Genomic DNA, 21,228 nt, shown 5'->3' with positions numbered 1-21,228 from the left:
CGGGCGCGCCGTCCCGGGGAGTTCACTCACCCGGGGCGACGCGCCCAGACCGTGCGGGCCGAACAGCTCTCGATCGGCCTTGGGTTACCTCCGCGTGCGGTTTACGGGAAGGTGAGCTTCCAGCTGTTGATGTAGCCGGTGTCCTGCGCGGCCACGTCCTGGACCTTCAGCTTCCAGGTGCCGTTGGCCACCTCGGTGGACGCGTTGACCGTGTAGGTCGCGTTGACGTTGTCCGCCGAGTCGCTGCCGCTGGAGTTCTTCAGGCGGTACGTGGACCCGTCCGGGGCCACCAGGTCGATGACCAGGTCACCGCGCCAGGTGTGCACGATGTCCACGGCGACCGAGAGGTTGCTCGGCGCGTTGCCCGTACGGCCGGTCACGGCGATCGACGAGGTGACCGCGGCGCCGGCGTCCGGTATCGCGACGTCGGCCGTGTTCTCGAACGACGTACCACCGCCGCCGCCACCGGAGCGCGAGCCGACGGCTATGCTGGCCCAGGCGTCCTGCACGGCCTTGTACTCGGTGCTCGTGGTGCCGTAGAGCTCACCGGCGACCGCGAGCGTGCCGGTGCGCGCGGCCGCGTAGTTCGTGGTCGAGGTGAACTTCGTGGTGAGCGCCTTGAACCAGATCAGCTCGGCCTTGGCGCGGCCTATGCCGGTGACCGGAAGACCGTCCGCCGTCGGCGAGTTGTAGCTGACGCCGTTGATGACCTTGGCGCCGCTGCCCTCGCTGAGCAGGTAGAAGAAGTGGTTGGCGGGACCCGACGAGTAGTGCACGTCGAGGTTGCCGAGCCCGGAGTACCAGCTGTCCGGGGACGTGCCGTCCCTGCTGGGCTTGTCCTGGTAGCGCAGCGGGGTGCCGTCGCCGTTGATGTCGATCTTCTCGCCGATGAGGTAGTCGCCGACGTCACTGGCGTTGTTGGCGTAGAACTCGACCGCGGTGCCGAAGATGTCGGACGTGGCCTCGTTCAGACCGCCGGACTCACCGCTGTAGTTGAGACCGGCCGTCGCGGCGGTGACGCCGTGGGTCATCTCGTGGCCCGCCACGTCGATCGAGGTGAGGGGCTTGAGGTTGCCCGAGCCGTCGCCGTACGTCATGCAGAAGCAGCTGTCGTCCCAGAACGCGTTGACGTACGCGTTGCCGTAGTGGACCCGCGAGTACGCGGCGACACCGTCACCGCGGATACCGGTGCGGCCCTGCACGTTCTTGTAGTAGTCCCAGGTCTCGGCCGCGCCGTAGTGCGCGTCCGCGGCCGCGGTCTCGGTGTTCGAGGCGCTGCCGTTGCCCCACACGTCGTCCGCGCCCGAGTAGAGCGTCCCGGTCCCGGACGAGCCGTGGTTCAGGTTGTACGTCTTGTGCCCGCCGCGCCCGGTGTCGTTGAGCGTGTACGACGATCCGGACTGGGCCGTGCCGAGCGTCACGGTGCCGCTGTACTGCGTGTTGCCCGTGCCGTTCTCGATGCCCTGCCACTCGTACAGCTTCTTGCCGGTCGCCGCGTCCGTGACGACGTGCAGCTGGTTCGGGGTGCCGTCGTCCTGGAGACCGCCGACCACGGTCTCGTACGCGAGGGTCGGCTTGCCCTGCGCCATCCACACGACCTTGCGCGGCGCGCGGTCGGCCGCTGTCTTCTTCGATCCGTCGGCCGCCGCGGCCTTGACCGCCTGCCGCTCCGCCGTGGCCGGCTTGACCGCCGCGGTGGTGGCCACGCCCTTGAGGGCCGACTTCGAGGCGCGCGTCACGCCCTCGGTCTTCCCCGACTTGGCCGCGTCGACGACCAGGTCGCCGCCGAGGACGGGCAGCCCGTCGTAGGTGCGCTCGTAGCGGGTGTGCGTCGTGCCGTCACGGTCCTGGAGGACGTCGCGGACGACGAGCTTCTCCTTGGCGCCGAGGCCGAGGTCCTTGGCGGTGTCCGCCTTGGTGGAGTTGGCCTCGCGCAGCAGCTCCGCGCGCTTGGCGGGGGAGAGCTTCGCGGGGAGGGCGCCGGGGTCGGCGCCCTTCGCGACGGCCTTGGCGGCCGCCGCGGCCGGCTGGACGTCCGCCGAGGCCGCGGCGCCCGCCTGGACGGCGCCGGCGAGCAGGGCGGTGGCTGCAGCGAGCGCGCCGTAGGCGGTCGCTCGCTTGCGGGAGGCGGATCTGTGGGAGGTGTCGGACGATCTCAAGGCTGACTCCTTCTGCGGGCCGCGGATCGCGCGGCCGGGGAAGACCGGACGGCGAATGACCGTCCGGGCAGAACAAGGCAGAACAAGGCAGAGCAGGGCGGTACGAGGTGGAACTGCGAAGCCGGGCACAACTGGGCACATCTGGGCACAACAGGTCGTGCTGCAGTTCACGAACGGGCCGCGCCAGTTCGGCTGTGGGACAGCTGTGCGAGGCCGAGGGAAGAGTGGCAGCAGAGAGCGTTGTCTGTCAGGAGCGCGTCATTAGGTTGGCCGGAAATGGTTCGTTGCCCGGATGTTCACGTTCGATATACGGAGCTGTCGCCCGGGTGCGGAGGGGCCGCGTCCGGGCCGCGGCTCAGCCGACCACGCTCTCCCGCCAGGCACGATGCAGATCCGCGAACGCTCCTGTACCGCAGATCAGTTGGTCCGGTGTGCCGTCCTCGGCGATCCGCCCGAGTTCCATGACCAGAACGCGGTCGGCGATCTCCACCGTCGACAGCCGGTGAGCGATGACGACCGCGGTACGGCCGCGCAGCACTGTGAGCATTGCGCGCTGCACCGCCCGCTCGCCGGGGATGTCAAGGGAGCTCGTCGCCTCGTCGAGGATCAGGACCGCCGGGTCGGCGAGCAGCGCGCGTGCGAATGCCACCAACTGCCGCTGCCCGGCCGAAATTCGACCCCCGCGTTTGCGCACATCCGTGTCGTAGCCGTCCGGGAGCGCCGTGATGAAGTCGTGCGCGCCGATCGCCTTCGCCGCGCGCTCGATCTCCTCGCGGCTCGCCTCGGGCCGCCCGATCGCGATGTTCTCGGCGACCGTGCCGGAGAACAGGAACGCCTCCTGCGTCACCATCACGACACCCCGCCGCAGCTCGGCCGTGCCGAGGTCGCGCAGGTCGACGCCGTCGAGCAGGACCCGGCCCGCCGAGGGGTCGTAGAAGCGGGCCAGGAGCTTGGCGAGCGTCGACTTCCCGGCGCCCGTCGAGCCGACGACGGCGACCGTCTGTCCCGCGGGCAGTGTGAGATCGAAGGAGGGAAGCACCTCGCCGCCGGTGCGGTAGCCGAACGAGACCTGGTCGAAGACGACCTCGCGGCCCGGGCGGTCGCCGGCGAGCTCGGGCAGCCCGCGCGGCGACGACGGCTCCGGCACGGTCGGCGTCTGGTGCAGCAGACCGGCGATCTTGCGGAGTGAAGCGGCCGCGGACTCATAGGAGTTGAGGAACATCGCGAGCCGGTCGATGGGGTCGTACAGACGGCGGATGAACAGCACGGCGGCCGCCAGGACACCCAGTTCGAGCGTGCCGTCGGCGACGCGGTAGGCGCCCCACAGGACCATTCCGGCCACCGCGGTGTTCGCGAGGAGGCGGGAGCCGACAACGTAGCGCGCCATTTCGAGCAGCGCGTCACCGTTGACCCGCTCGTGGCGGTGGTTCAGCCCGGCGAAGTCCGCGTCGTTGGCGCGCTCGCGGCGGAAGGCGCGCACCGGCCTGATCCCGTTCATCGTCTCGGCGAACTTCACGATGACGCGCGCGATCGCGGAGGACCGCTCCGCGTACACCCGGGCCGCGCGCCGCCGGTACAGCTGGATCAGTACGGCGAGCGGCAGGAAGGACAGGGCGGCGACGGCGCCGATGCCGACGTCGAGCCAGAGCAGCATGGCCGTGATGTACACGGACGCCAGGATGATGTTGATGAGTTCCTGGAGTCCTTCGGAGAGCAGCTCGCGCAGGGACTCGACGTCCGTCGTCGCCCGGGAGATGAGCCGCCCGGACGTGTAGCGGTCGTGGAAGTCGACGCTGAGGGCCTGCGCGTGCCGGAAGATGCGACCGCGCAGGTCGAGCAGCACGTTCTGGTTCACCCGCGCCGACACCTGCACGAACGCGAACTGGAAGAGGCTGGAGCAGCACGCCGCCAGGAGATAGCCGACCGCCACCGCGATCAGCGGGCCGTGGTCGCTCGCGCGGAAGGCGGGCACCGCGCTGTCGATGGCGTACGCGACGAGGAGCGGCCCCGCCTGCACGGCGGCCTGCTGGACCAGCAGACACAGCACGGCCAGCCACACCGTGCGCCGGCTCGGCGCGAGCAGGGAGCGCAGGAGCGCGCCGGTCGCGCCCTTGGGGGTGGGCAGGTCGTCCTGGTCGAACGGGTCCCCGGGGGAGGGGAGGCGCAGTTCCTCGCCGTCCTCGGCGGCCGGATCCTGCGGCGTGCGGTCCGGCTTGGTCGTCGTGGTCATCGCGTGCCCTTCCCCTCTGGCCCGTCCTCGTCGATCTCCAGGTCCTCTTCGGTCTCCAGGTCCGCTCCCGACATGAGGTGCCGGTACTCGGCGTTCGCGCGCAGCAGCTCCTGGTGCGTGCCGACGGCGGTGATCCGGCCGCCCGACAGGAGCGCGACGCGGTCGGCGAGCAGCACCGTGGACGGCCGGTGCGCGACGACGAGCGCCGTGCTCGCGGCGAGCACCTCCCGCAGGGCCGCCTCCACCAGCGCCTCCGTGTGTACGTCGAGCGCGGACAGTGGATCGTCGAGCACGAGGAAGCGCGGGCTCCCCACGACCGCGCGGGCGAGCGCGAGCCGCTGCCGCTGCCCGCCCGAGAGGCTGAGCCCCTGCTCGCCGACCTGCGTACCGGCCCCGTCCGGCAGCGACTTCACGAATCCGGCCTGCGCGACGCCGAGCGCCCGGTCGAGCTTCGAGGCGTCCGCTTCGCCCGCGCCCATCAACACGTTCTCCGCGACGGACGCCGAGAACAGGGTGGGTTCCTCGAAGGCCACCGAGACGAGGGTGCGCAGCTCCTCGCGCTCCATCGACGCGATGTCCCGCCCGTCGAGCGTGATCCGCCCGCCGGTGAGCTCGTGCAGGCGGGGCACCAGCGCGGTAAGGGTCGTCTTGCCGCTGCCGGTCGCCCCGACGAGCGCCATGGTCTCCCCGGACCGCACCTGCAGATCGATGCGCTCCAGGACGGGCTCGGACGCGTCGGGGGCGTCCGGGTAGCGGAAGCGGACCCCCTCGAACCGCAGCCCGCCCGCATCGCCCGCCCCGTCCTCGACGGGGCCGCGCGCAGCCGACACGTCTTCGCTCTCCTCCGGCTCGTCCATCACCTCGAAGAACCGCCGGGTCGCCGTCGCCGCCTCCTGGCTCATGGCGAGCAGGAACCCGATCGAGTCGATCGGCCAGCGCAGGGCGAGCGCCGTCGACAGGAAGGCCACGAGCGTCCCCGCGGACAGCTTCCCGTCCGCGACCTGCACGGAGCCGAGCACCAGTGCTGCCCCGAGCGCCACCTCCGGCAGCAGTGTGATCACCCCGAGGATCCCCGCGAGCAGCCGCGCCTTGGCCAGCTCGGTCCCGCGCAGCGTGCGCGACAGCTCACGGAAGGCCCGCGCCTGGCTGCGGTGCCGCCCGAACCCCTTGATGATCCGGATCCCGAGCACGGACTCCTCGACCACGGTGGTCAGATCCCCGACCTGGTCCTGGGCGCGGCGCGCGGCCGACGCGTACTTCGACTCGAAGCGGTAGCAGAGCACCATCAGCGGCAGCGCGGGCGCGAGCAGGACGAGTCCGAGCCCCCAGTCCTGCGCGACGAGCAGCACGAACCCGGCGGTGATCGTCACGCCGTTGACGATCAGGAAGGTCAGCGGAAAGGCCAGGAACATCCGTACGACCATGAGGTCGGTCGTCCCGCGGGACAGCAACTGCCCCGAGGCCCACCGGTCGTGGAACGCGACGGGCAGCCGCTGCAGATGCCGGTACAGATCCGCCCGCATGGCCGCCTCGACGCTCGCCAGCGGGCGCGCCACCAGCCACCGTCTCAGCCCGAAGAGCAGCGCCTCGGCGACCCCGAGCGCCAGCAGCATGCCGGCGCCCAGCCACACCCCGCCCGGGTCGTGGTCCGTGACCGGCCCGTCCACGATCCACTTCAGGACGATGGGGAAGACGAGTGACAGACAGGAGGCGACCACGGCGACCGCCGCCGCCCCGCCCCAGCGCCCCCGCACCGGCCGTACGTACGGCCACAGGCGCAGCAGCGTGCGCACGGCGGACTGCTCCGCCGCCGGGGTGAGTCGGTCGGGGTCCGTGGCCGGTGCATGTGTAGTGGGCATCGGGAGTGAGACTACGGATCGGCACTGACAACGCCCACCGGGTTTCCGGCGATCCCGCCCTCGCGCCACGGCTCGCCCCGCAGAGGTCGTAGCGCCGTATCAACCGATCGGCTGATGCCCGTTCGAGCGCGATGGGCGATGCCCGCGAGTGCCCCGCTCCGGGATTCTCGGAGCATGACGACGACACACAGCGCAGCACGGGGCGACAGGCCCCTGATCGAGGTCGCCGGGCTCCGCAAGGTCTACGCCGGGCGGGCCGTCGTCGACGACCTCTCGTTCACCGTCGGGGAGGGCGAGATCTTCGGCATCCTCGGCCCGAACGGCGCCGGCAAGACGACCGCGGTCGAGTGCATCGAGGGGCTGCGCGTCCCCGACGCCGGCCGCGTCCGCGTCGCGGGCCTCGACCCCGTCGCCGACCACGACCGCGTCACCGAAATCCTCGGCGCCCAGCTCCAGGAGAGCGAACTCCAGGCGAAACTCACCGTCCGCGAGGCGCTCGAACTGTACGCGGCGTTCTACCCGAACCCGGCCGACTGGCGGCCCCTGGCCGAGCGCCTGCGCCTCACGGACAAGCTCGGCACCCGGTTCGCGAAGCTCAGCGGCGGCCAGAAACAGCGCCTGTTCATCGCGCTCGCGCTGATCGGGAACCCTCGGGTCGTCGTCCTCGACGAGCTGACCACCGGCCTCGACCCGCGCGCCCGCCGCGACACCTGGCAGCTCATCGAGGACGTCCGCGACAGCGGCGTCACCGTCCTGCTCGTCACGCACTTCATGGAGGAGGCCCAGCGCCTCTGCGACCGGATCGCCGTGATCGACAAGGGCCGGATCGCCGCGCTCGACACCCCGGCGGGTCTCATCAGCAGGTCCTCGGCGTCCACCGTCATGTCGTTCACCCCGTCCTCGCCCCTCGACGAGGAGGCGCTGCGGGGCCTGCCCGCGCTCGTGTCCGTGGAGCACCGGGACGGCCGCGTCACCCTGGGCGGCACCGACGAGACGGTCAACGCCGTCATCACGCTGCTCGCCCGCCACCACATCACGGCCCACCAACTCCGCGTGTCCGACGCCACGTTGGACGACGCGTTCCTGGACCTGACGGGAGCCACCCAGTCATGAGCACCGCGACCCTGACCCGTACGTCGCCCAACCGCGCCGTCCTGCGGACCGAGGCCCGGCTCTTCCGGCGCGAGCCCGCCGGCCTCTTCTGGATCGTCGCCTTCCCGGCGGTCCTGCTCGTCATCCTCGGCTCCATCCCCTCCTTCCGCGAGGTCGACAAGTCCCTCGGCGGCATCCGCCTCGTCGACGCGTACGTCCCCGTGACCGTGCTGCTCTCCATGATCATGTCGGGCCTGCAGTCCATGCCGCCCGTCATCACCGGCTACCGCGAGCGCGGCATCCTGCGGCGCATGTCGACGACGCCGGTGCGTCCCGCGGCGCTGCTCGGCGCGCAGATGGGCATCCACGGGGTCGCGGCGCTCTGCTCGGCGGTCCTCTCCCTCGCGGTGGGCCGCATCGCCTTCGACGTACCGCTGCCGAAGCAGCCCGCCGGCTATCTGCTGGCCCTGGTGCTCGCGGTGCTCGTCGCGCTGGCGCTCGGCGCGCTCGTGTCGGCTCTGTCGCGCACGACGAAGATCTCCAACGCGATCGGCTCGGTCGTCTTCTTCCCGATGATGTTCTGCGCGGGTGTGTGGCTGCCCGTCCAGGCGATGCCCGACGCCCTCGCGCACATCGTCGAGTACACGCCTTTCGGCGCCGCCGCGCAGGCCCTCGGCCAGGCCGCTTCGGGCGACTGGCCGGCCTGGTCCCACCTGGGCGTCCTCGCCGCGTGGACCGTGCTCCTGTCGGCCGGCGCCTCGCGCTGGTTCCGCTGGGAGTGACGCGATGAGCGTGGCCACAGCCGTGCAGACTGGGTGCATGACGACGGAGACGGACCGGAGCAGCGTCGCCGCGCAGGCGGCCCTGACGGTCGAGGAGCGCTGGGCGAACTTCCACCGCTACGGCCCCTTCGGCCTGCTCGTCATCGGCCTCGTGATGTCCGTCGCCACGTCCGACGTCGTCGGCATGGACCGGACCGACTGGTACGTGGTCGGGTCGCTGTCCTTCGCCGCGTTCCTCCTCCAGCTGTGGTGGGTCCGGGCGATGCGCACCCGGCCGGGCCCCTCCGGCGCCGGCATCCTCAACTACTGGGTCCGCTGGGCGATCAGCTTCGTCGTCGCCTGGATCAACCCGTTCTTCGCGTTCTACGGTGCCTGCGGCTACTTCGACGTGGAGCGGCTGCTCCCGCGTCGCATGGTCAGGCCGGGACTGATCGCGGCGGTCGTCGTCGTGGCGGGTTCGCAGTCCGGTGGCCTGCCGCCGAAGGGCTCGCTCGGCTGGGTCGTCTTCGGCGGGCTCGTGGCCGTCAACGTGGGCCTGGCCGGGGTCATGGGCCACCTGAACGCCAAGGAGAGCGAGCGGGCCCGCGTCCAGGTCGAGACCATCGCCGAACTGGAGCGCACGAACAAGGCCCTCCAGGAGGCCATGGGCGAGAACGCCGCCCTGCACACCCAACTCCTCGTCCAGGCAAGGGAAGCGGGCGTCGCCGACGAGCGAGGCCGGCTCGCCGCCGAGATCCACGACACCATCGCGCAGGGCCTGACCGGCATCATCGCCCAGCTCCAGGTCGTCGCGGGCACCACCGACCCGGAACAGGCCCGCCAGCACCTCGACCGCGCCGCCGACCTCGCCCGGCACAGCCTCGGCGAGGCCCGCCGCTCCGTGCACAACCTCTCCCCGGCGGCCCTGGAGAACGCCTCCCTGTCCGAGGCGCTGAAGAAGACCGTCACCGAGTGGTCCCGGCGCACCGGCGTACGCGCCGAGTTCACCGTCACCGGCACCACGGAGCAGCTGCACGACGAGATCGAGGCGACCCTCCTGCGCATCGCCGAGGAGGCCCTGTCGAACGCGGCCCGGCACGCGCACGCCGGACGGCTCGGCGTCACGCTCTCCTACATGGCGGGCGAGGTCACCCTCGACGTACGCGACGACGGCCGTGGCTTCGATCCCCTGGAGCTGCCAGCCCGCACCGGCACCGGCGGCTTCGGCCTCGACGGGATGCGGGCCCGCGCCGAACGCATCGCGGGCGCACTGACGGTGGAGTCCGAGCCGGGCGGCGGCACGGCCGTCTCGGCTCGCGTACCGTTGGTGCGCCATGACCAGTGACTCCGTCATCTCTCTGCTGATCGTCGACGACCACCCCGTCGTACGGGACGGCCTGCGCGGCATGTTCGAGTCGGCCGACGACTTCACGGTCCTCGGCGAGGCGTCGAACGGCGTCGAGGCCGTCGAACTCGCCGCCCGCCTCGACCCGGACGTCGTCCTCATGGACCTGCGCATGCCCGGCGGGAACGGCGTGGACGCCATCAAGGAACTCACCCGCCGGGGCGCCCGCTCCCGCGTCCTCGTCCTCACCACGTACGACACGGACTCGGACACGCTGCCCGCGATCGAGGCGGGCGCCACCGGCTACCTCCTCAAGGACGCCCCGCGCGAGGAGCTGTTCACGGCCGTACGCGCCGCCGCCGACGGCCGCACCGTGCTGTCCCCGGCGGTCGCCTCCCGCCTGGTCACCGCGGTGCGCACCCCGGCCGCCCCGGCCGACGAACCCCTCTCGGCCCGCGAGCGCGAGGTCCTCGCCCTGGTCGCCAAGGGCACCTCGAACAAGGAGATCGCCCGCGTCCTGTTCATCAGCGAGGCGACCGTGAAGACCCACCTCACCCACGTCTACGGCAAGTTGGGCGTGAAGGACCGCGCGGCGGCGGTCGCCGTGGCGTACGACCGGAAGATCCTCGGCTAGGGCTCTACACCTCCCCGTTGTCCGAGGGGAGCACCCGCAGCAGCAGCACCGTCCGCCCCGGCACGGTGATCACGGCCCCCGCCGCGTGCGTCACCGCCGGCGCGTCCTCCTGCCCCTCCAGCGACGTGTCCACCACGACCTCGTACGTACGCGCCCACGGCCCGCCGGGCAGGACATAGCTCGCCGGGCGGTCCCCGGCGTGCAGGACCGCGAGGAAACTGTCGTCCGTCACGGGTGCGCCCAGCGCGTCGCGGCCCGGGATGTCGCGCCCGGAGAGGTACATCCCGAGCGTCGCCGCCGGCGCGTACCAGTCCCGCTCCGTCATCTCCGTGCCGCGGGCCGTGAACCACGCGAGGTCCCGCAGCCCGTCCGCCGAGTGCGCGCGCCCGGAGAAGAACGCGCGCCGCCGCAGCACCGGATGCGCGTGCCGCAGCGCGATGAGCCGCGAGGTGAGGTCGAACAGGGCCCGCCAGCCCGGCTCCTCGAGGAGCGACCAGTCCACCCAGCTGATCTCGTTGTCCTGGCAGTACGCGTTGTTGTTGCCGCGCTGCGTGCGCCCCAGCTCATCACCGGCGACGAGCATCGGCACCCCGGTGGACAGCAGCAGCGTCGTCAGCAGATTCCTCAACTGCCGCCTGCGCAGGGCGAGTACGTCCTCGTCCGATGTCTCACCCTCCGCGCCGCAGTTCCAGGCACGGTTGTCATCGGTGCCGTCGCGATTGCCCTCGCCGTTGGCCTCGTTGTGCTTGCGGCCGTACGAGACCAGGTCGCGCAGCGTGAACCCGTCGTGGGCGGTGACGAAGTTGACCGACGCGTACGGGCGCCGTCCGCCCCACGCGTACAGGTCGCTCGACCCGGACAGCCGGTAGCCCAGGTCACGCACATCGGGCAGGGCACCGCGCCAGAAGTCCCGTACGGCATTGCGGTAGCGGTCGTTCCACTCCGTCCACAGGGGCGGGAAGGCGCCGACCTGGTAGCCGCCCGAGCCCACGTCCCACGGCTCCGCGATCAGCTTCACCCGCCGCAGGACCGGGTCCTGCGCGATCACCGCGAGGAACGGCGACAGCATGTCCACGTCGTGCATCGAGCGGGCGAGCGCCGCCGCCAGGTCGAAGCGGAAGCCGTCCACACCCATCTCCGTCACCCAGTAGCGCAGGGAGTCGGTGAGCAGACGCAGCACGTGCGGCTGCACGACGTGCAGGGTGTTGCCGCAGCCCGTGTAGTCCGCGTACCGGCGCGCGTCGCCCTGGAGGCGGTAGTAGCCGCGGTTGTCGATGCCCTTCAGGGACAGCGTCGGGCCGAGCTCGCCTGCCTCCGCCGTGTGGTTGTAGACCACGTCGAGGATGACCTCGATACCGGCCTCGTGCAGCGCCCGCACCATCCGCTTGAACTCGCCGACCTGCTGCCCGCCCGTCCCGGACGCCGCGTACGCCGCGTGCGGGGCGAAGTAGCCGATCGAGTTGTAGCCCCAGTAGTTGCGCAGCCCCCGTCGCAGCAGGTGGTCCTCGTGGGCGAACTGGTGCACGGGAAGCAGCTCGACCGCCGTCACCCCCAGCTTCACCAGGTGCTCCACCGCCGCGGGATGCGCCAGCCCCGCGTACGTCCCCCGCAGCTCCTCCGGGATCCCCGGATGCAGCGCGGTGAACCCCTTCACATGCAACTCGTAGATCACCGAGTCCGCCCACGGCGTCTTCGGACGGCGGTCGTCCGCCCACTCGTCGTCGGGCGCGTCGTCGTGGACGACCACCCCCTTGGGGACGTACGGCGCCGAGTCCCGGTCGTCGCGAACGGTGTCGGCCACATGCTGCTCGGGCCAGTCGCGCACATGGCCGTAGACCTCCGGCGGCAGCCCGAAGTCGCCGTCCACGGCGCGCGCGTACGGGTCGAGGAGCAGCTTCGCCGGGTTCCAGCGGGCGCCGGTCCACGGGTCCCAGCGGCCGTGCACCCGGAACCCGTACCGCTGCCCCGGCAGCACGTCCGGTACGAAGCCGTGCCAGATCTCGTGCGTCAGCTCGGTCAGCGGGGCGCGCCGCTCGCGGCCCGCCTCGTCGAAGAGACAGAGGTCGACCGACTCCGCACCGCCCGCCCAGAGCGCGAAGTTGGTGCCCGCCGTGCCGTCGGGCCCGACCCGGAAGCGCGCGCCCAGCGGGGTCGGGGCGCCCGGCCAGACCGGTTCGACGGGCGGCGGCCGCTCTCTCGTGCGGCGGCCCTTCCTTCCGGGTGCGGAGCGCGCCTGCGGAAGCCCCGCGGGCCGTTCCACCAGGGCATCCTGTGGTGCCTCCTGCTCGGGTGCGCTCGCCACCTGTCATGCCTCCCGCGGCTCGGTCGGGCCGGCGCCATCGGCAGGGGAAGGGCGTGCGGCGTCCCGGCCGCGGCTCCCCGTCGCGTCGTCCTCCCCAGTGTTCTGCCCAGAGCTTGGGTCGCACTCACGTTTCCCCGGCGGGGTGACGGTCGTTGATCGGGTGTGAGAACAGCTGTGAGAAACGCAGGGGCCACGCTGGCCGCCGTACTGACCTGGGCTGTGGTGCTGACCGGAGTCACCGGATGCACCGCCGCGGAAGATCTGCTCGGCAAGTCGCGGTCCCCCGAAGATGCGATCGAGGTCGTCCCGGCCAACGGGACCAAGAACGTACCGGCCGACCGGCCGATCGAGGTGAAGGTGCCGGACGGGCGCCTGCAATCGGTCAAGGTCGTGAAGCTCCAGGACGGAGAGGAGGTCCCGGTCCAGGGCCGGATCGACGAACACGGCACGCGATGGCGGCCGACCGGCGAACGGCGGCTCTCCCTCGCCGCCAAGTACACCGTGGACGTGGTCGCGCGCGACGAGGACGGTCACCGCACCGCCCGCCACACCACCTTCATGACGTCCGTCCCCGCCAAGCGGTTCGTCGGCTACGTCACGCCGGAGGACCGGTCCACCGTCGGCACCGGCATGATCGTTTCGCTCGAGTTCAACAGGGACATCCAGAACCGGGCCGCCGTCGAACGCGCCATCCACATCACGACGAAGCCCGCCGTGGAGGTCGCCCCGCACTGGTTCGGCAAGTCCCGCCTCGACTTCCGGCCGCGCGACTACTGGAAGCCGGGCACGGAGGTCACCGTCGACCTGGGGCTGCGCGACGTGCAGTCGGCCCCCGGTGTGTACGGCGTGCAGCACAAGAAGATGGCCTTCACCATCGGTCGCAGCCAGGTCAGCCTGGTGGACGCGGACGAGGACACCATGGAGGTGCGCCGCGAAGGCGAACCCGCCGAGACCATCCCCATCACCGCCGGGGCGGCCAAGACTCCCACGTACAACGGGAAGATGGTCATCAGCGAGATGCTCGAGATGACCCGGATGGACAGCCGCACCGTCGGGTTCGGCGGCGAGTACAACGTCCCCGACGTGCCGCACGCCATCCGGCTCACGTCATCCGGAACGTTCCTGCACGGCAACTACTGGACATCGGACGCCTTCGGCAACCGCAACATCAGCCACGGCTGCATCGGGCTGGCCGATGAGAGGGGCGGCAGCTCGGATTCGCCCGCGGGGTGGTTCTTCGACCACAGCCTCGTCGGCGACGTCATCGAGGTGGTCAACAGCAAGGACAAGGTGGTCGCTCCCGACAACGGCCTCAGTGGCTGGAACATGACCTGGAAGAACTGGACGGCGGGCACGGCCGCACACTGAGCCCCACGCGGCCGGCCGGTCAGGCCCCGCGCCCTGCCCCACGCCTCACCCCACGCCCCGCCCCACGCTCCGTCAAAGCCGGGCCAGTTGGGACTGAACGGTGACATAGCTGGGGATCCATAACTGCAGGTCGTGTGGTTATCTGTCGCAGTGCGCGCTAGGACGCGCTGGGGTGGGGGCCTGACCGGCCTTGCGCGAGGGGAGACAAGATCGTGAACGGGCGACGACCGATATCGGGGGCTCTGCTGGGGGCCGCTCTGCTGCTGGCCACGGCTTGCGGCGGAGGGGGCGGCGGCTCCGGTTCGGGGAGTGACGGCAAGGGCGGCGACTCGGGCAAGGCGGACACCAACAAGCCGTCCCAGGCCGTCGTCGCCATCGCCCCGAAGGACGGCGCGGACGGCGTGGCCACCAGCGGAGACCTCCGGATCACCGCCGACAAGGGCAAGTTGACCGAGGTGAAGGTCGCCGACACCAAGGGCAACCCGGTCGAGGGCAAGATCGTGGACGGCGGCGCCAGCTGGACGCCCGCGCATCACCTGGCCGCCTCCACCAAGTACAAGGTCCACGCGGTCGCCAAGGACTCCGAGGGCCGCGCGTCCGCGAAGGACGTGGCGTTCACGACGCTGGTCCCGAAGAACACGTTCATCGGCCAGTTCACGCCGGAGGACGGTTCGAAGGTCGGCGTCGGCATGCCGTTCTCGGTCCACTTCACGCGGGGCATCACGCACCCGGAGGACGTGGAGAAGGCCATCGAGATCAAGACGGAGCCGTCCGTGCCCGTCGAGGGCCACTGGTTCGGCAACGACCGCCTCGACTTCCGCCCCGAGAAGTACTGGGCCGCGGGCACCGAGGTGACCGTCAAACTCAACCTCGACGGCGTCGAGGGCCGGCCGGGCGTCTACGGCAAGCAGGTCAAGACCGTGAAGTTCACGGTCGGCCGCAGCCAGGTCTCCACGGTCGACGCCAAGACGCACATGATGACCGTGAAGCGCGACGGCAAGACCATCAAGAAGGTCCCGGTCACCACGGGCAAGCCGGGCTACTCCACGTGGAACGGCCAGATGGTCATCAGCGAGAAGCTCACGGTGACCCGTATGAACGGCGAAACGGTGGGCTACGGCGGCGAGTACGACATCAAGGACGTGCCGCACGCCATGCGCCTGACGACGTCCGGGACGTTCATCCACGGCAACTACTGGGGCGGCGGCGCCTTCGGCAACTACAACGCCAGCCACGGCTGTGTGGGCCTGCGCGACGTGCGCGGCGGCTACGACAGCAAGGTGCCGGCGGCCTGGTTCTTCAACAGCTCGATGATCGGTGACGTCGTCGAGGTGAAGAACTCGCAGGACCGGACGGTGGCCCCGGACAACGGCTTCAACGGCTGGAACATGTCCTGGGACAAGTGGAAGGCCTGACGCCCTTCCGTCCCTGACTGCTTTTGTCTCTACGTTTTCTGTCTCTGCGTGAAGAGGCCCGGCGCACTGTGACCAAGTGCACCGGGCCTCTCCCGTTAACGCGCACTAACCTGCTGTCCATGACTGCCTACCTCGAAGTCGCCGAAGGCGTCGGCACGATCCGGCTCGACCGGCCGCCGATGAACGCTCTGGACATCGCCACCCAGGACCGCATCAAGGAGCTCGCCGAGGAGGCCTCGCGCCGCGACGACGTGCGCGCCGTGGTCGTCCGCGGCAGCGACAAGGCGTTCGCCGCGGGTGCGGACATCAAAGAGATGCAGGCCATGGACCACGCGGCCATGATCGTGCGCTCCCGCGCCCTGCAGGACTCGTTCACGGCCGTCGCGCGCATCCCCAAGCCGGTCGTCGCCGCGGTCACCGGCTACGCGCTCGGCGGCGGCTGCGAACTCGCGCTGTGCGCCGACTTCCGCATCGCCGCGGACAACGCGAAGCTCGGCCAGCCCGAGATCCTGCTCGGCCTGATCCCCGGCGCGGGCGGCACGCAGCGCCTCGCGCGCCTGGTCGGCCCCTCCAAGGCGAAGGATCTCATCTTCACCGGCCGCCATGTGAAGGCCGAAGAGGCCCTCGCCATCGGCCTGGTGGACCGCGTCGTGCCCGCCGCCGAGGTCTACGAGCAGGCGCACGCCTGGGCCGCGAAGCTGGCGCAGGGTCCGGCGCTCGCGCTGCGCGCCGCGAAGGAGTCCATCGACGTGGGCCTGGAGACGGACATCGACACCGGTCTCGCGGTCGAGCGGAACTGGTTCGCGGGCCTGTTCGCCACCGAGGACCGCGAGCGCGGGATGCGGAGCTTCGTCGAAGAGGGCCCGGGCAAGGCCAAGTTCCTCTAGGCGGCCCCGTTCGCCGGTCCGCCGGCACGCGGACCGCGCGCAGACACCTGTACCAACTTCCCCTGATCCACTTGCAGTTGACGGGGTGTCTCACCGCTGTCCCTCGTTGGAGCGGTTTATCGCAGCCTTAAGAGAACCTTAAGGGCGTTCGGGCCGCCGAGGTCGTTGATCGGGCCGAATCGCGCGATCGTCGCAGCTCAGCAGGTGTGCGGCAAGGGTCTATTTGCCAGTGTCATATGCCAAACCAGCCCCCCGGAATGGAAGGTTCCGGGGGGCTTATTCGGCAGGAACGGCCCCGGAACCCGCTCTGGGCAGCCATGATGGGGGGCATGGCGGGGCTGGAGGGTATCGAACAGCCGCGGAGGCACGGGAGTGCGACCGCGGCGCGCTGGTCGCCTGCGGTCGAGGACGAACGGGCTCTGAAAGCACTGGAGTTGTTCGGGAATCCGGCCGAGGCGGAGGTGCCGCTGCCGTCGCGGCCCGAGTCGGCGGCGACCGCGCGCAGGCTCGCCCAGGTGGTCGTCCTGAGGCACTGGGGACTCTCCCCGAAGATGACCGAGGACGTCGTGCTGCTCGTCTCCGAGCTCGTCGGCAACGCGGTGCGGCACACGGGGGCCAGGATCTTCGGGTTACGGATGGTCCGCAGGCGCGGCTGGATCAGGGTCGAGGTGCGTGATCCCTCGCGCGGGCTCCCCTGTCTGATGCCCGTCCATGAGCTCGACATCAGCGGGCGCGGACTCTGTCTGGTCGACAAGCTCTCCGACCGCTGGGGCGTGGATCTGCTGCCGCGCGGAAAGACCACCTGGTTCGAGATGCGGGTCACCGACCGCTGAGTGGGGGTGCCGGGGCGGCGGGGGCGTCGGGGGTACGCGAAAGCCCCCGTTTTCGCCTTGTGGGGCGCCGCGGGGGCTTTCGTGGAGCGCCGTGGATGGTTGGGGTGTGATCCACGGCCTCTGTCGACGACCGAGCCCGGGTCAATGGGGGTCGTGTTCCCGACTATGGCAGACCCCGGCTCATGAGGCCAAATGAATCCTCGGTGACCTGGGCCACGAGCCTGGCAAATGAAGATTTATTAACGACGCCATCCAGTATTCATTAAGACCCTCGGGTCGGTAAGTCCCACTTGTCCCCTATTGGCCTTAAATAGGGCGGTGACCACGACCGACCGCCGCGGAGCCCTCCGCTTCGGCGCCGGACTCACCGCCGCCGCCTTCACCACCGGCTGCTCCACCACCGCCCGCGACCAGGTGGCCGCCGGGCACTCCGCGAGCCCGGCCCACCCCGCCCGCGCCGCCCCGCAGGCCCCGGCCCCCCGCCGCTTCCCCGGGCAGCCCGCCCAGATCGACCACGGCCCCCGCGACCGCCCCCGCGTCGCCCTCACCTTCCACGGCCAGGGCGACCCGGCCATCGCGTACGCGCTCCTCAAGGAGGCCGAGCGGGCCCACGCCAGGGTGACCGTCCTGGCCGTCGGCACCTGGCTCGACGAGCACCCCGCCGTGGCCCGGCGCATCCTCGACGGCGGCCATGACCTGGGCAACCACACGCTGAACCACCGCGGCATCAACACGATGTCCGAGGCCGAGGCACGCGCGGAGATCACCGGCTGCGCCGACCGCATCCGCCGCCTCACCGGCTCCATCGGCACCTGGTTCCGGCCCTCGCGCACCCAGCGGGCGACCCCGCTCGTCGAGAGCCTGGCCCGCACGGCCGGCTACCCGCACGTCCTGTCGTACGACGTCGACTCCCTCGACTACACCTCGCCGGGCGCCGCCGAGGTGACCCGGAAGGTCAGCTCGGAGATCCGCGAAGGCTCGGTCGTGAGCCTGCACTTCGGTTACGTGGACACGGTCGCTGCGCTCCCCGCCCTCCTGGAAGACCTCGACCGCCGCGGTCTGGCCGCGGTGACCACCACGGAGCTGCTGACATGACACCCCGCCGCACCCGCACCACCGCCGTACTGATCGCCGCCGCCACGGTCCTCGCGGCCCTCGCGGGCTGCGGCACCGACGCCAAGGAGCACCGGGCCACCGAGGCGCTCGGCACGCACGGCGTCAAGGCCGTCAGGCCGAAGCCGAAGCCGGTCGCGCAGGGCCTGCCCGGCATGCCGCCCGTCCTCGACCCCAAGGACATCTACGCCGCCGACCGCCCCGACAAGCTGTCGCCGGTCGTCAAGGACTTCCCGTCCCGGATCTACGTGCCCAACACCGAGTCCGACACCGTCTCCGTCATCGACCCCGAGACGTACAAGGTCATCGAGACGATCAACGTCGGCAGCCAGCCGCAGCACGTCGTGCCGTCCTGGGACATGAAGACGCTCTGGGTCAACAACGACAAGGGCAACACGCTCACGCCCATCGACCCGATGACCGGCAGGGCCGGCAAGGCGGTGGACGTGCACGACCCGTACAACCTCTACTTCACGCCCGACGGCAAGTACTCCATCGTGATGGCCTCGCTCGACCGTGAGCTGGTCTTCCGCGACGCGCACACCATGAAGGCGCTCAAGACCGTGCCCGTCAGCTGCTACGGCGTCAACCACGCCGACTTCTCGGCCGACGGCCGCTACTTCATCGTCTCCTGCGAGTTCAGCGGCGAACTCCTCAAGGTCGACACCGCGAAGATGAAGGTCGTCCGCCAGGAGCGGCTGCCCTTCAAGGGCGCGATGCCGCAGGACGTCAAGATCTCCCCGGACGGCAAGACGTTCTACATCGCCGACATGGTGGCCAACGGCATGTGGGTCCTGGACGGCAAGAAGTTCACCACCCCCAAGCTCCTGCCCACCGGCAAGGGCGCCCACGGCCTCTACGTCAGCCGTGACTCCCGCGAGATGTACATCTCCAACCGCGGCGAGGGCACCATCTCCGTCTTCGACTTCGCGAAGAACAAGCTGACCAAGAAGTGGACGCTGCCCGACGGTGGCAGCCCCGACATGGGCGGCGTCTCCTCCGACGGCAAGATCCTGTGGCTTTCCGGCCGTTACGACTCCGAGGTGTATGCCATCGACACGCGTACGGGGAAGCAGATCGCCCGCATCCCCGTCGGTGACGGCCCGCACGGCCTGGCCGTGTACCCGCAGCCCGGCCGGTACTCCCTCGGCCACACCGGCATCTTCCGCTAGCGGCGGCCGGGCGCGATGAACAGCGCCTCCGCGCCGACGGGACGGTAACCGGCCGCCTGGAACGCCCGCACACTGCGGGCGTTCCCGGGTGACTGCTGGGACCACACCGGCCCGCCGTCCGGGACCAGATGCCGGGCGGCCACCGCGAGGAGGCGGCCGAGGCCCCGGTGGCGCGCCTCCTCGTCGACCTCGATCGCCGTCTCCCAGCGGCCCGCGACGCCGCGCCCCAGGACGAGCACCCCTCCGTCCGCCGCCCACATCCGCACGTCGTCGCGGCGCGCCCGCGCCCGCACCACCCGCGGATGGTCCGGGTCCGCGATCTCCTTCAGGGCCACCGGCGGCTCGCCCGGCAGCGCCGGGGCCACGGTGAGCAGGTCCGTCGTGTCATGACGGCGCCCCGTCCGCTCCATGAGCGCGCCGAGAAACCGCGGATTCATCGTCGCCGCCAGCGGATCGCAGTCCAGGCCGCGCAGCGTCTCGTGCACCCACTGCGGGTCTTCGTCCGTGAACACCACCGAGTGGGCGGTGAAGGACAGCACCCCCGCGTCCCGGTGATCCGCCTGCGGCACCACCGTCGTGCCCCCGTCCGGCGGGGGGAAGGCCCCTCGCGCCGCGGCATCCAGAATGTCCCGCACAGTGCCCGGCATGACGTTCCCCCTCGGCTCTCTTGAGTCTCCACCCACTGGAAGGCCCAGACTCCTCAACATGATCGACGACGGCCCGCGGCTGCTCACCATCGGGCAGCTGTCCCGGCGCACCGGCCTGTCGGTGCGCACCATCCGCTACTGGTCCGACGTGGGCGCCCTGCCGCCCGTCGGACGCAGCCAGGGCGGCTACCGCCTGTACGACGCGCAGTCCCTCGCCCGGCTCGAACTCATTCGCACTCTAAGGGAGTTGGGCCTCGGCCTGGACGACGTACGGCGGGTGGTGGACGGGGAGGCGGACATCGCGTCCGTGGCCGCCGCGCACGTGGCGGCGCTGGACGCGCAGATCCGCTCGCTGCGGCTGAACCGGGCCGTCCTGTCGACCGTCGCGAAGAGGAACTCGAGCGCAGAGGAGATGGCCCTGATGAACAAGCTGGCACGGCTGAGCGCCGCCGAGCGCAAGCACATCATCGACGACTTCATGGAGCAGACCTTCGGCGGCCTGGACGCCGCCGACCCGGACATCCGCACCCGGATGCGGGTCATGGTCCCCGACCTGCCGGACGACCCGACGACCGAGCAGGTCGACGCGTGGGTGGAGCTGGCCGAGCTGATGCAGGACCCGGACTTCCGGGCGCACATGCGCAGCATGATCGAGTTCAACGCCGCCGACCGGGGGCCCGACGTACCGCCGGGCAGTTCGCTGTGGTTCATGAGCCGCCTGGTGCAGCTCGCCGGGGAGGCACGGGAGCGCGGCGTCGCGCCCGAGTCGCCCGAGGCGGAGGAGGTGCTGCGGGGGCTGCTCGGCGCCGGCGCCGACCTGGCCGCCGTACTGGAGCGCATGGAGGCCGCGGCCAACAACGACGTGGCCCGCTTCCGTGACCTGGTGTCCCTGGTGCGGGGCCTGGAGACGCTGCCCCGGCACAACGAGGAGTTCGCGTGGGTGGTCGCCGCACTGCGCGCTCGTACAGCCGGTTAATCTGACCTCCGTCAGTGTTACAGCAAGAAGGGGTGGACCCGGTGGCGGACATCGAGGAAGCACGCAAGGCGTTCCAGCGGTTCGACGTGGACGGCGACGGCTTCATCACGGCGGCCGAGTACAAGAGCGCGATGGCTCAGATGGGCGACTTCAACGTCACCGAGTCGGTCGCCGAGGCGCTCATCGCCCGGCAGGACGCCAACGGGGACAAGGTCCTCTCGTTCGACGAGTTCTGGGCGAACCTGAACAAGGCCTGAGCGCTGAGACCCCAGCCACGTCCGCGAGTCCCGGCGCCCGAGGTGCCGGGACTCGCGGACGCTTCGCTGCTCACCCTCCTCGGACTCGGCCCCGAGGAGGACGCCGTCTACCGGCTTCTGGTGGACCGGCCGGACAGCGACCCGGCCGCCCTGACCGGCCCGGGGGCCGCGCCGGACG

Annotated in this window: 17 protein-coding genes; 12 read left to right on the top strand and 5 right to left on the bottom strand. The window is 70.9% G+C overall.

Annotation, left to right across the window (positions count from 1 at the left end; translation table 11 throughout):
* Positions 1–101: 101 nt before the first annotated feature.
* The 3 genes from OG698_RS17205 to OG698_RS17195 all read right to left on the bottom strand — a co-directional run bounded on the left by OG698_RS17205 (position 102) and on the right by OG698_RS17195 (position 6,248).
* The gene (locus tag OG698_RS17205; protein ID WP_406103867.1) at positions 102–2,159 is read right to left on the bottom strand and encodes a M4 family metallopeptidase; all 2,058 of its coding nucleotides are present in this window, start codon (positions 2,157–2,159) and stop codon (positions 102–104) included.
* A gap of 355 nt (positions 2,160–2,514) precedes the next feature.
* Complete coding sequence (locus tag OG698_RS17200; RefSeq protein WP_406103865.1) at positions 2,515–4,389, bottom strand: ABC transporter ATP-binding protein; 1,875 nt, start codon at positions 4,387–4,389, stop codon at positions 2,515–2,517.
* The gene (locus OG698_RS17195; RefSeq protein ID WP_406103864.1) at positions 4,386–6,248 is read right to left on the bottom strand and encodes an ABC transporter ATP-binding protein; all 1,863 of its coding nucleotides are present in this window, start codon (positions 6,246–6,248) and stop codon (positions 4,386–4,388) included. The genes OG698_RS17200 and OG698_RS17195 overlap by 4 nt, the downstream gene beginning before the upstream one ends.
* 174 nt (positions 6,249–6,422) lie before the next feature.
* Between OG698_RS17195 and OG698_RS17190 the strand changes: the two genes are divergently transcribed.
* The 4 genes from OG698_RS17190 to OG698_RS17175 are packed head-to-tail and all read left to right on the top strand — an operon-like array spanning position 6,423 to position 10,080.
* Positions 6,423–7,361: an ABC transporter ATP-binding protein gene (locus tag OG698_RS17190; RefSeq protein ID WP_406103862.1), complete on the top strand. Its 939-nt coding sequence runs from the start codon at positions 6,423–6,425 to the stop codon at positions 7,359–7,361.
* Positions 7,358–8,122, top strand: a complete 765-nt coding sequence (locus tag OG698_RS17185) for an ABC transporter permease (RefSeq protein ID WP_406103860.1) — start codon at positions 7,358–7,360, stop codon at positions 8,120–8,122. Before OG698_RS17190 ends, OG698_RS17185 begins: the two co-directional genes overlap by 4 nt.
* Positions 8,123–8,159: 37 nt before the next feature.
* Complete coding sequence (locus OG698_RS17180; RefSeq protein ID WP_406103858.1) at positions 8,160–9,446, top strand: sensor histidine kinase; 1,287 nt, start codon at positions 8,160–8,162, stop codon at positions 9,444–9,446.
* Positions 9,436–10,080 carry a response regulator transcription factor gene (locus OG698_RS17175; protein ID WP_329570155.1) on the top strand — a complete coding sequence of 215 codons (645 nt, stop codon included), beginning with the start codon at positions 9,436–9,438 and terminating at the stop codon, positions 10,078–10,080. Before OG698_RS17180 ends, OG698_RS17175 begins: the two co-directional genes overlap by 11 nt.
* Before the next feature lie 4 nt (positions 10,081–10,084).
* Here the strand turns inward: OG698_RS17175 and glgX are convergent, their stop codons facing one another.
* Positions 10,085–12,382: a glycogen debranching protein GlgX gene (glgX, locus tag OG698_RS17170; RefSeq protein ID WP_406103856.1), complete on the bottom strand. Its 2,298-nt coding sequence runs from the start codon at positions 12,380–12,382 to the stop codon at positions 10,085–10,087.
* 174 nt (positions 12,383–12,556) lie between these two features.
* Here glgX and OG698_RS17165 point away from each other — a divergent pair, with 174 nt between their 5' ends.
* From OG698_RS17165 to OG698_RS17140, 6 genes are all read left to right on the top strand, one after another.
* Entirely contained in the window at positions 12,557–13,750 is a 1,194-nt protein-coding gene (locus tag OG698_RS17165; RefSeq protein ID WP_406103855.1) for an Ig-like domain-containing protein, read from the top strand.
* Between the two features lie 212 nt (positions 13,751–13,962).
* A complete protein-coding gene (locus OG698_RS17160; protein ID WP_399971871.1) occupies positions 13,963–15,165 on the top strand; it encodes an Ig-like domain-containing protein in 1,203 nt (400 codons plus the stop codon).
* Positions 15,166–15,284: 119 nt separating this feature from the next.
* On the top strand, positions 15,285–16,052 hold the full coding sequence (locus tag OG698_RS17155) for an enoyl-CoA hydratase-related protein (RefSeq protein ID WP_326774016.1): 768 nt from the start codon (positions 15,285–15,287) through the stop codon (positions 16,050–16,052).
* Between the two features lie 329 nt (positions 16,053–16,381).
* A complete protein-coding gene (locus OG698_RS17150) occupies positions 16,382–16,885 on the top strand; it encodes an ATP-binding protein (RefSeq protein WP_406103854.1) in 504 nt (167 codons plus the stop codon).
* A 318-nt stretch (positions 16,886–17,203) separates the two neighbouring features.
* Positions 17,204–17,980 (top strand): polysaccharide deacetylase family protein, encoded by a 777-nt coding sequence (locus tag OG698_RS17145; protein WP_406103853.1) that lies wholly within the window; start codon positions 17,204–17,206, stop codon positions 17,978–17,980.
* Positions 17,977–19,170, top strand: a complete 1,194-nt coding sequence (locus OG698_RS17140; protein ID WP_406103851.1) for a hypothetical protein — start codon at positions 17,977–17,979, stop codon at positions 19,168–19,170. Before OG698_RS17145 ends, OG698_RS17140 begins: the two co-directional genes overlap by 4 nt.
* On the opposite strand, the gene OG698_RS17135 is transcribed toward OG698_RS17140, so the two are convergent.
* On the bottom strand, positions 19,167–19,817 hold the full coding sequence (locus tag OG698_RS17135; protein WP_406103850.1) for a GNAT family N-acetyltransferase: 651 nt from the start codon (positions 19,815–19,817) through the stop codon (positions 19,167–19,169). The genes OG698_RS17140 and OG698_RS17135 overlap by 4 nt on opposite strands.
* 58 nt (positions 19,818–19,875) lie before the next feature.
* Between OG698_RS17135 and OG698_RS17130 the strand changes: the two genes are divergently transcribed.
* Together OG698_RS17130 and OG698_RS17125 are read left to right on the top strand one after the other, a co-directional pair.
* Positions 19,876–20,793 carry a MerR family transcriptional regulator gene (locus tag OG698_RS17130; RefSeq protein ID WP_406103848.1) on the top strand — a complete coding sequence of 306 codons (918 nt, stop codon included), beginning with the start codon at positions 19,876–19,878 and terminating at the stop codon, positions 20,791–20,793.
* 41 nt (positions 20,794–20,834) lie between these two features.
* On the top strand, positions 20,835–21,050 hold the full coding sequence (locus OG698_RS17125; protein WP_405478473.1) for an EF-hand domain-containing protein: 216 nt from the start codon (positions 20,835–20,837) through the stop codon (positions 21,048–21,050).
* Positions 21,051–21,228: the final 178 nt, after the last annotated feature.

It is taken from the genome of Streptomyces sp. NBC_01003 (assembly GCF_045162695.1).
GTDB lineage: Bacteria > Actinomycetota > Actinomycetes > Streptomycetales > Streptomycetaceae > Streptomyces.
The sequence above is the reverse complement of the archived record's forward strand: the minus strand, read 5'-3'. Positions and strand labels throughout refer to the sequence as shown.

Excerpts from the sequence above, each read along its gene's own strand:
- OG698_RS17175 (WP_329570155.1), top strand. The coding sequence starts at position 9,436 with ATGACCAGTGACTCCGTCATCTCTCTGCTGATCGTCGACGACCACCCC.
- OG698_RS17185 (WP_406103860.1), top strand. The coding sequence starts at position 7,358 with ATGAGCACCGCGACCCTGACCCGTACGTCGCCCAACCGCGCCGTCCTG.
- OG698_RS17200 (WP_406103865.1), bottom strand. The coding sequence starts at position 4,389 with ATGACCACGACGACCAAGCCGGACCGCACGCCGCAGGATCCGGCCGCC.
- OG698_RS17130 (WP_406103848.1), top strand. The coding sequence starts at position 19,876 with ATGATCGACGACGGCCCGCGGCTGCTCACCATCGGGCAGCTGTCCCGG.
- OG698_RS17180 (WP_406103858.1), top strand. The coding sequence starts at position 8,160 with ATGACGACGGAGACGGACCGGAGCAGCGTCGCCGCGCAGGCGGCCCTG.
- OG698_RS17195 (WP_406103864.1), bottom strand. The coding sequence starts at position 6,248 with ATGCCCACTACACATGCACCGGCCACGGACCCCGACCGACTCACCCCG.
- OG698_RS17140 (WP_406103851.1), top strand. The coding sequence starts at position 17,977 with ATGACACCCCGCCGCACCCGCACCACCGCCGTACTGATCGCCGCCGCC.
- OG698_RS17135 (WP_406103850.1), bottom strand. The coding sequence starts at position 19,817 with ATGCCGGGCACTGTGCGGGACATTCTGGATGCCGCGGCGCGAGGGGCC.
- OG698_RS17150 (WP_406103854.1), top strand. The coding sequence starts at position 16,382 with ATGGCGGGGCTGGAGGGTATCGAACAGCCGCGGAGGCACGGGAGTGCG.
- OG698_RS17190 (WP_406103862.1), top strand. The coding sequence starts at position 6,423 with ATGACGACGACACACAGCGCAGCACGGGGCGACAGGCCCCTGATCGAG.
- OG698_RS17155 (WP_326774016.1), top strand. The coding sequence starts at position 15,285 with ATGACTGCCTACCTCGAAGTCGCCGAAGGCGTCGGCACGATCCGGCTC.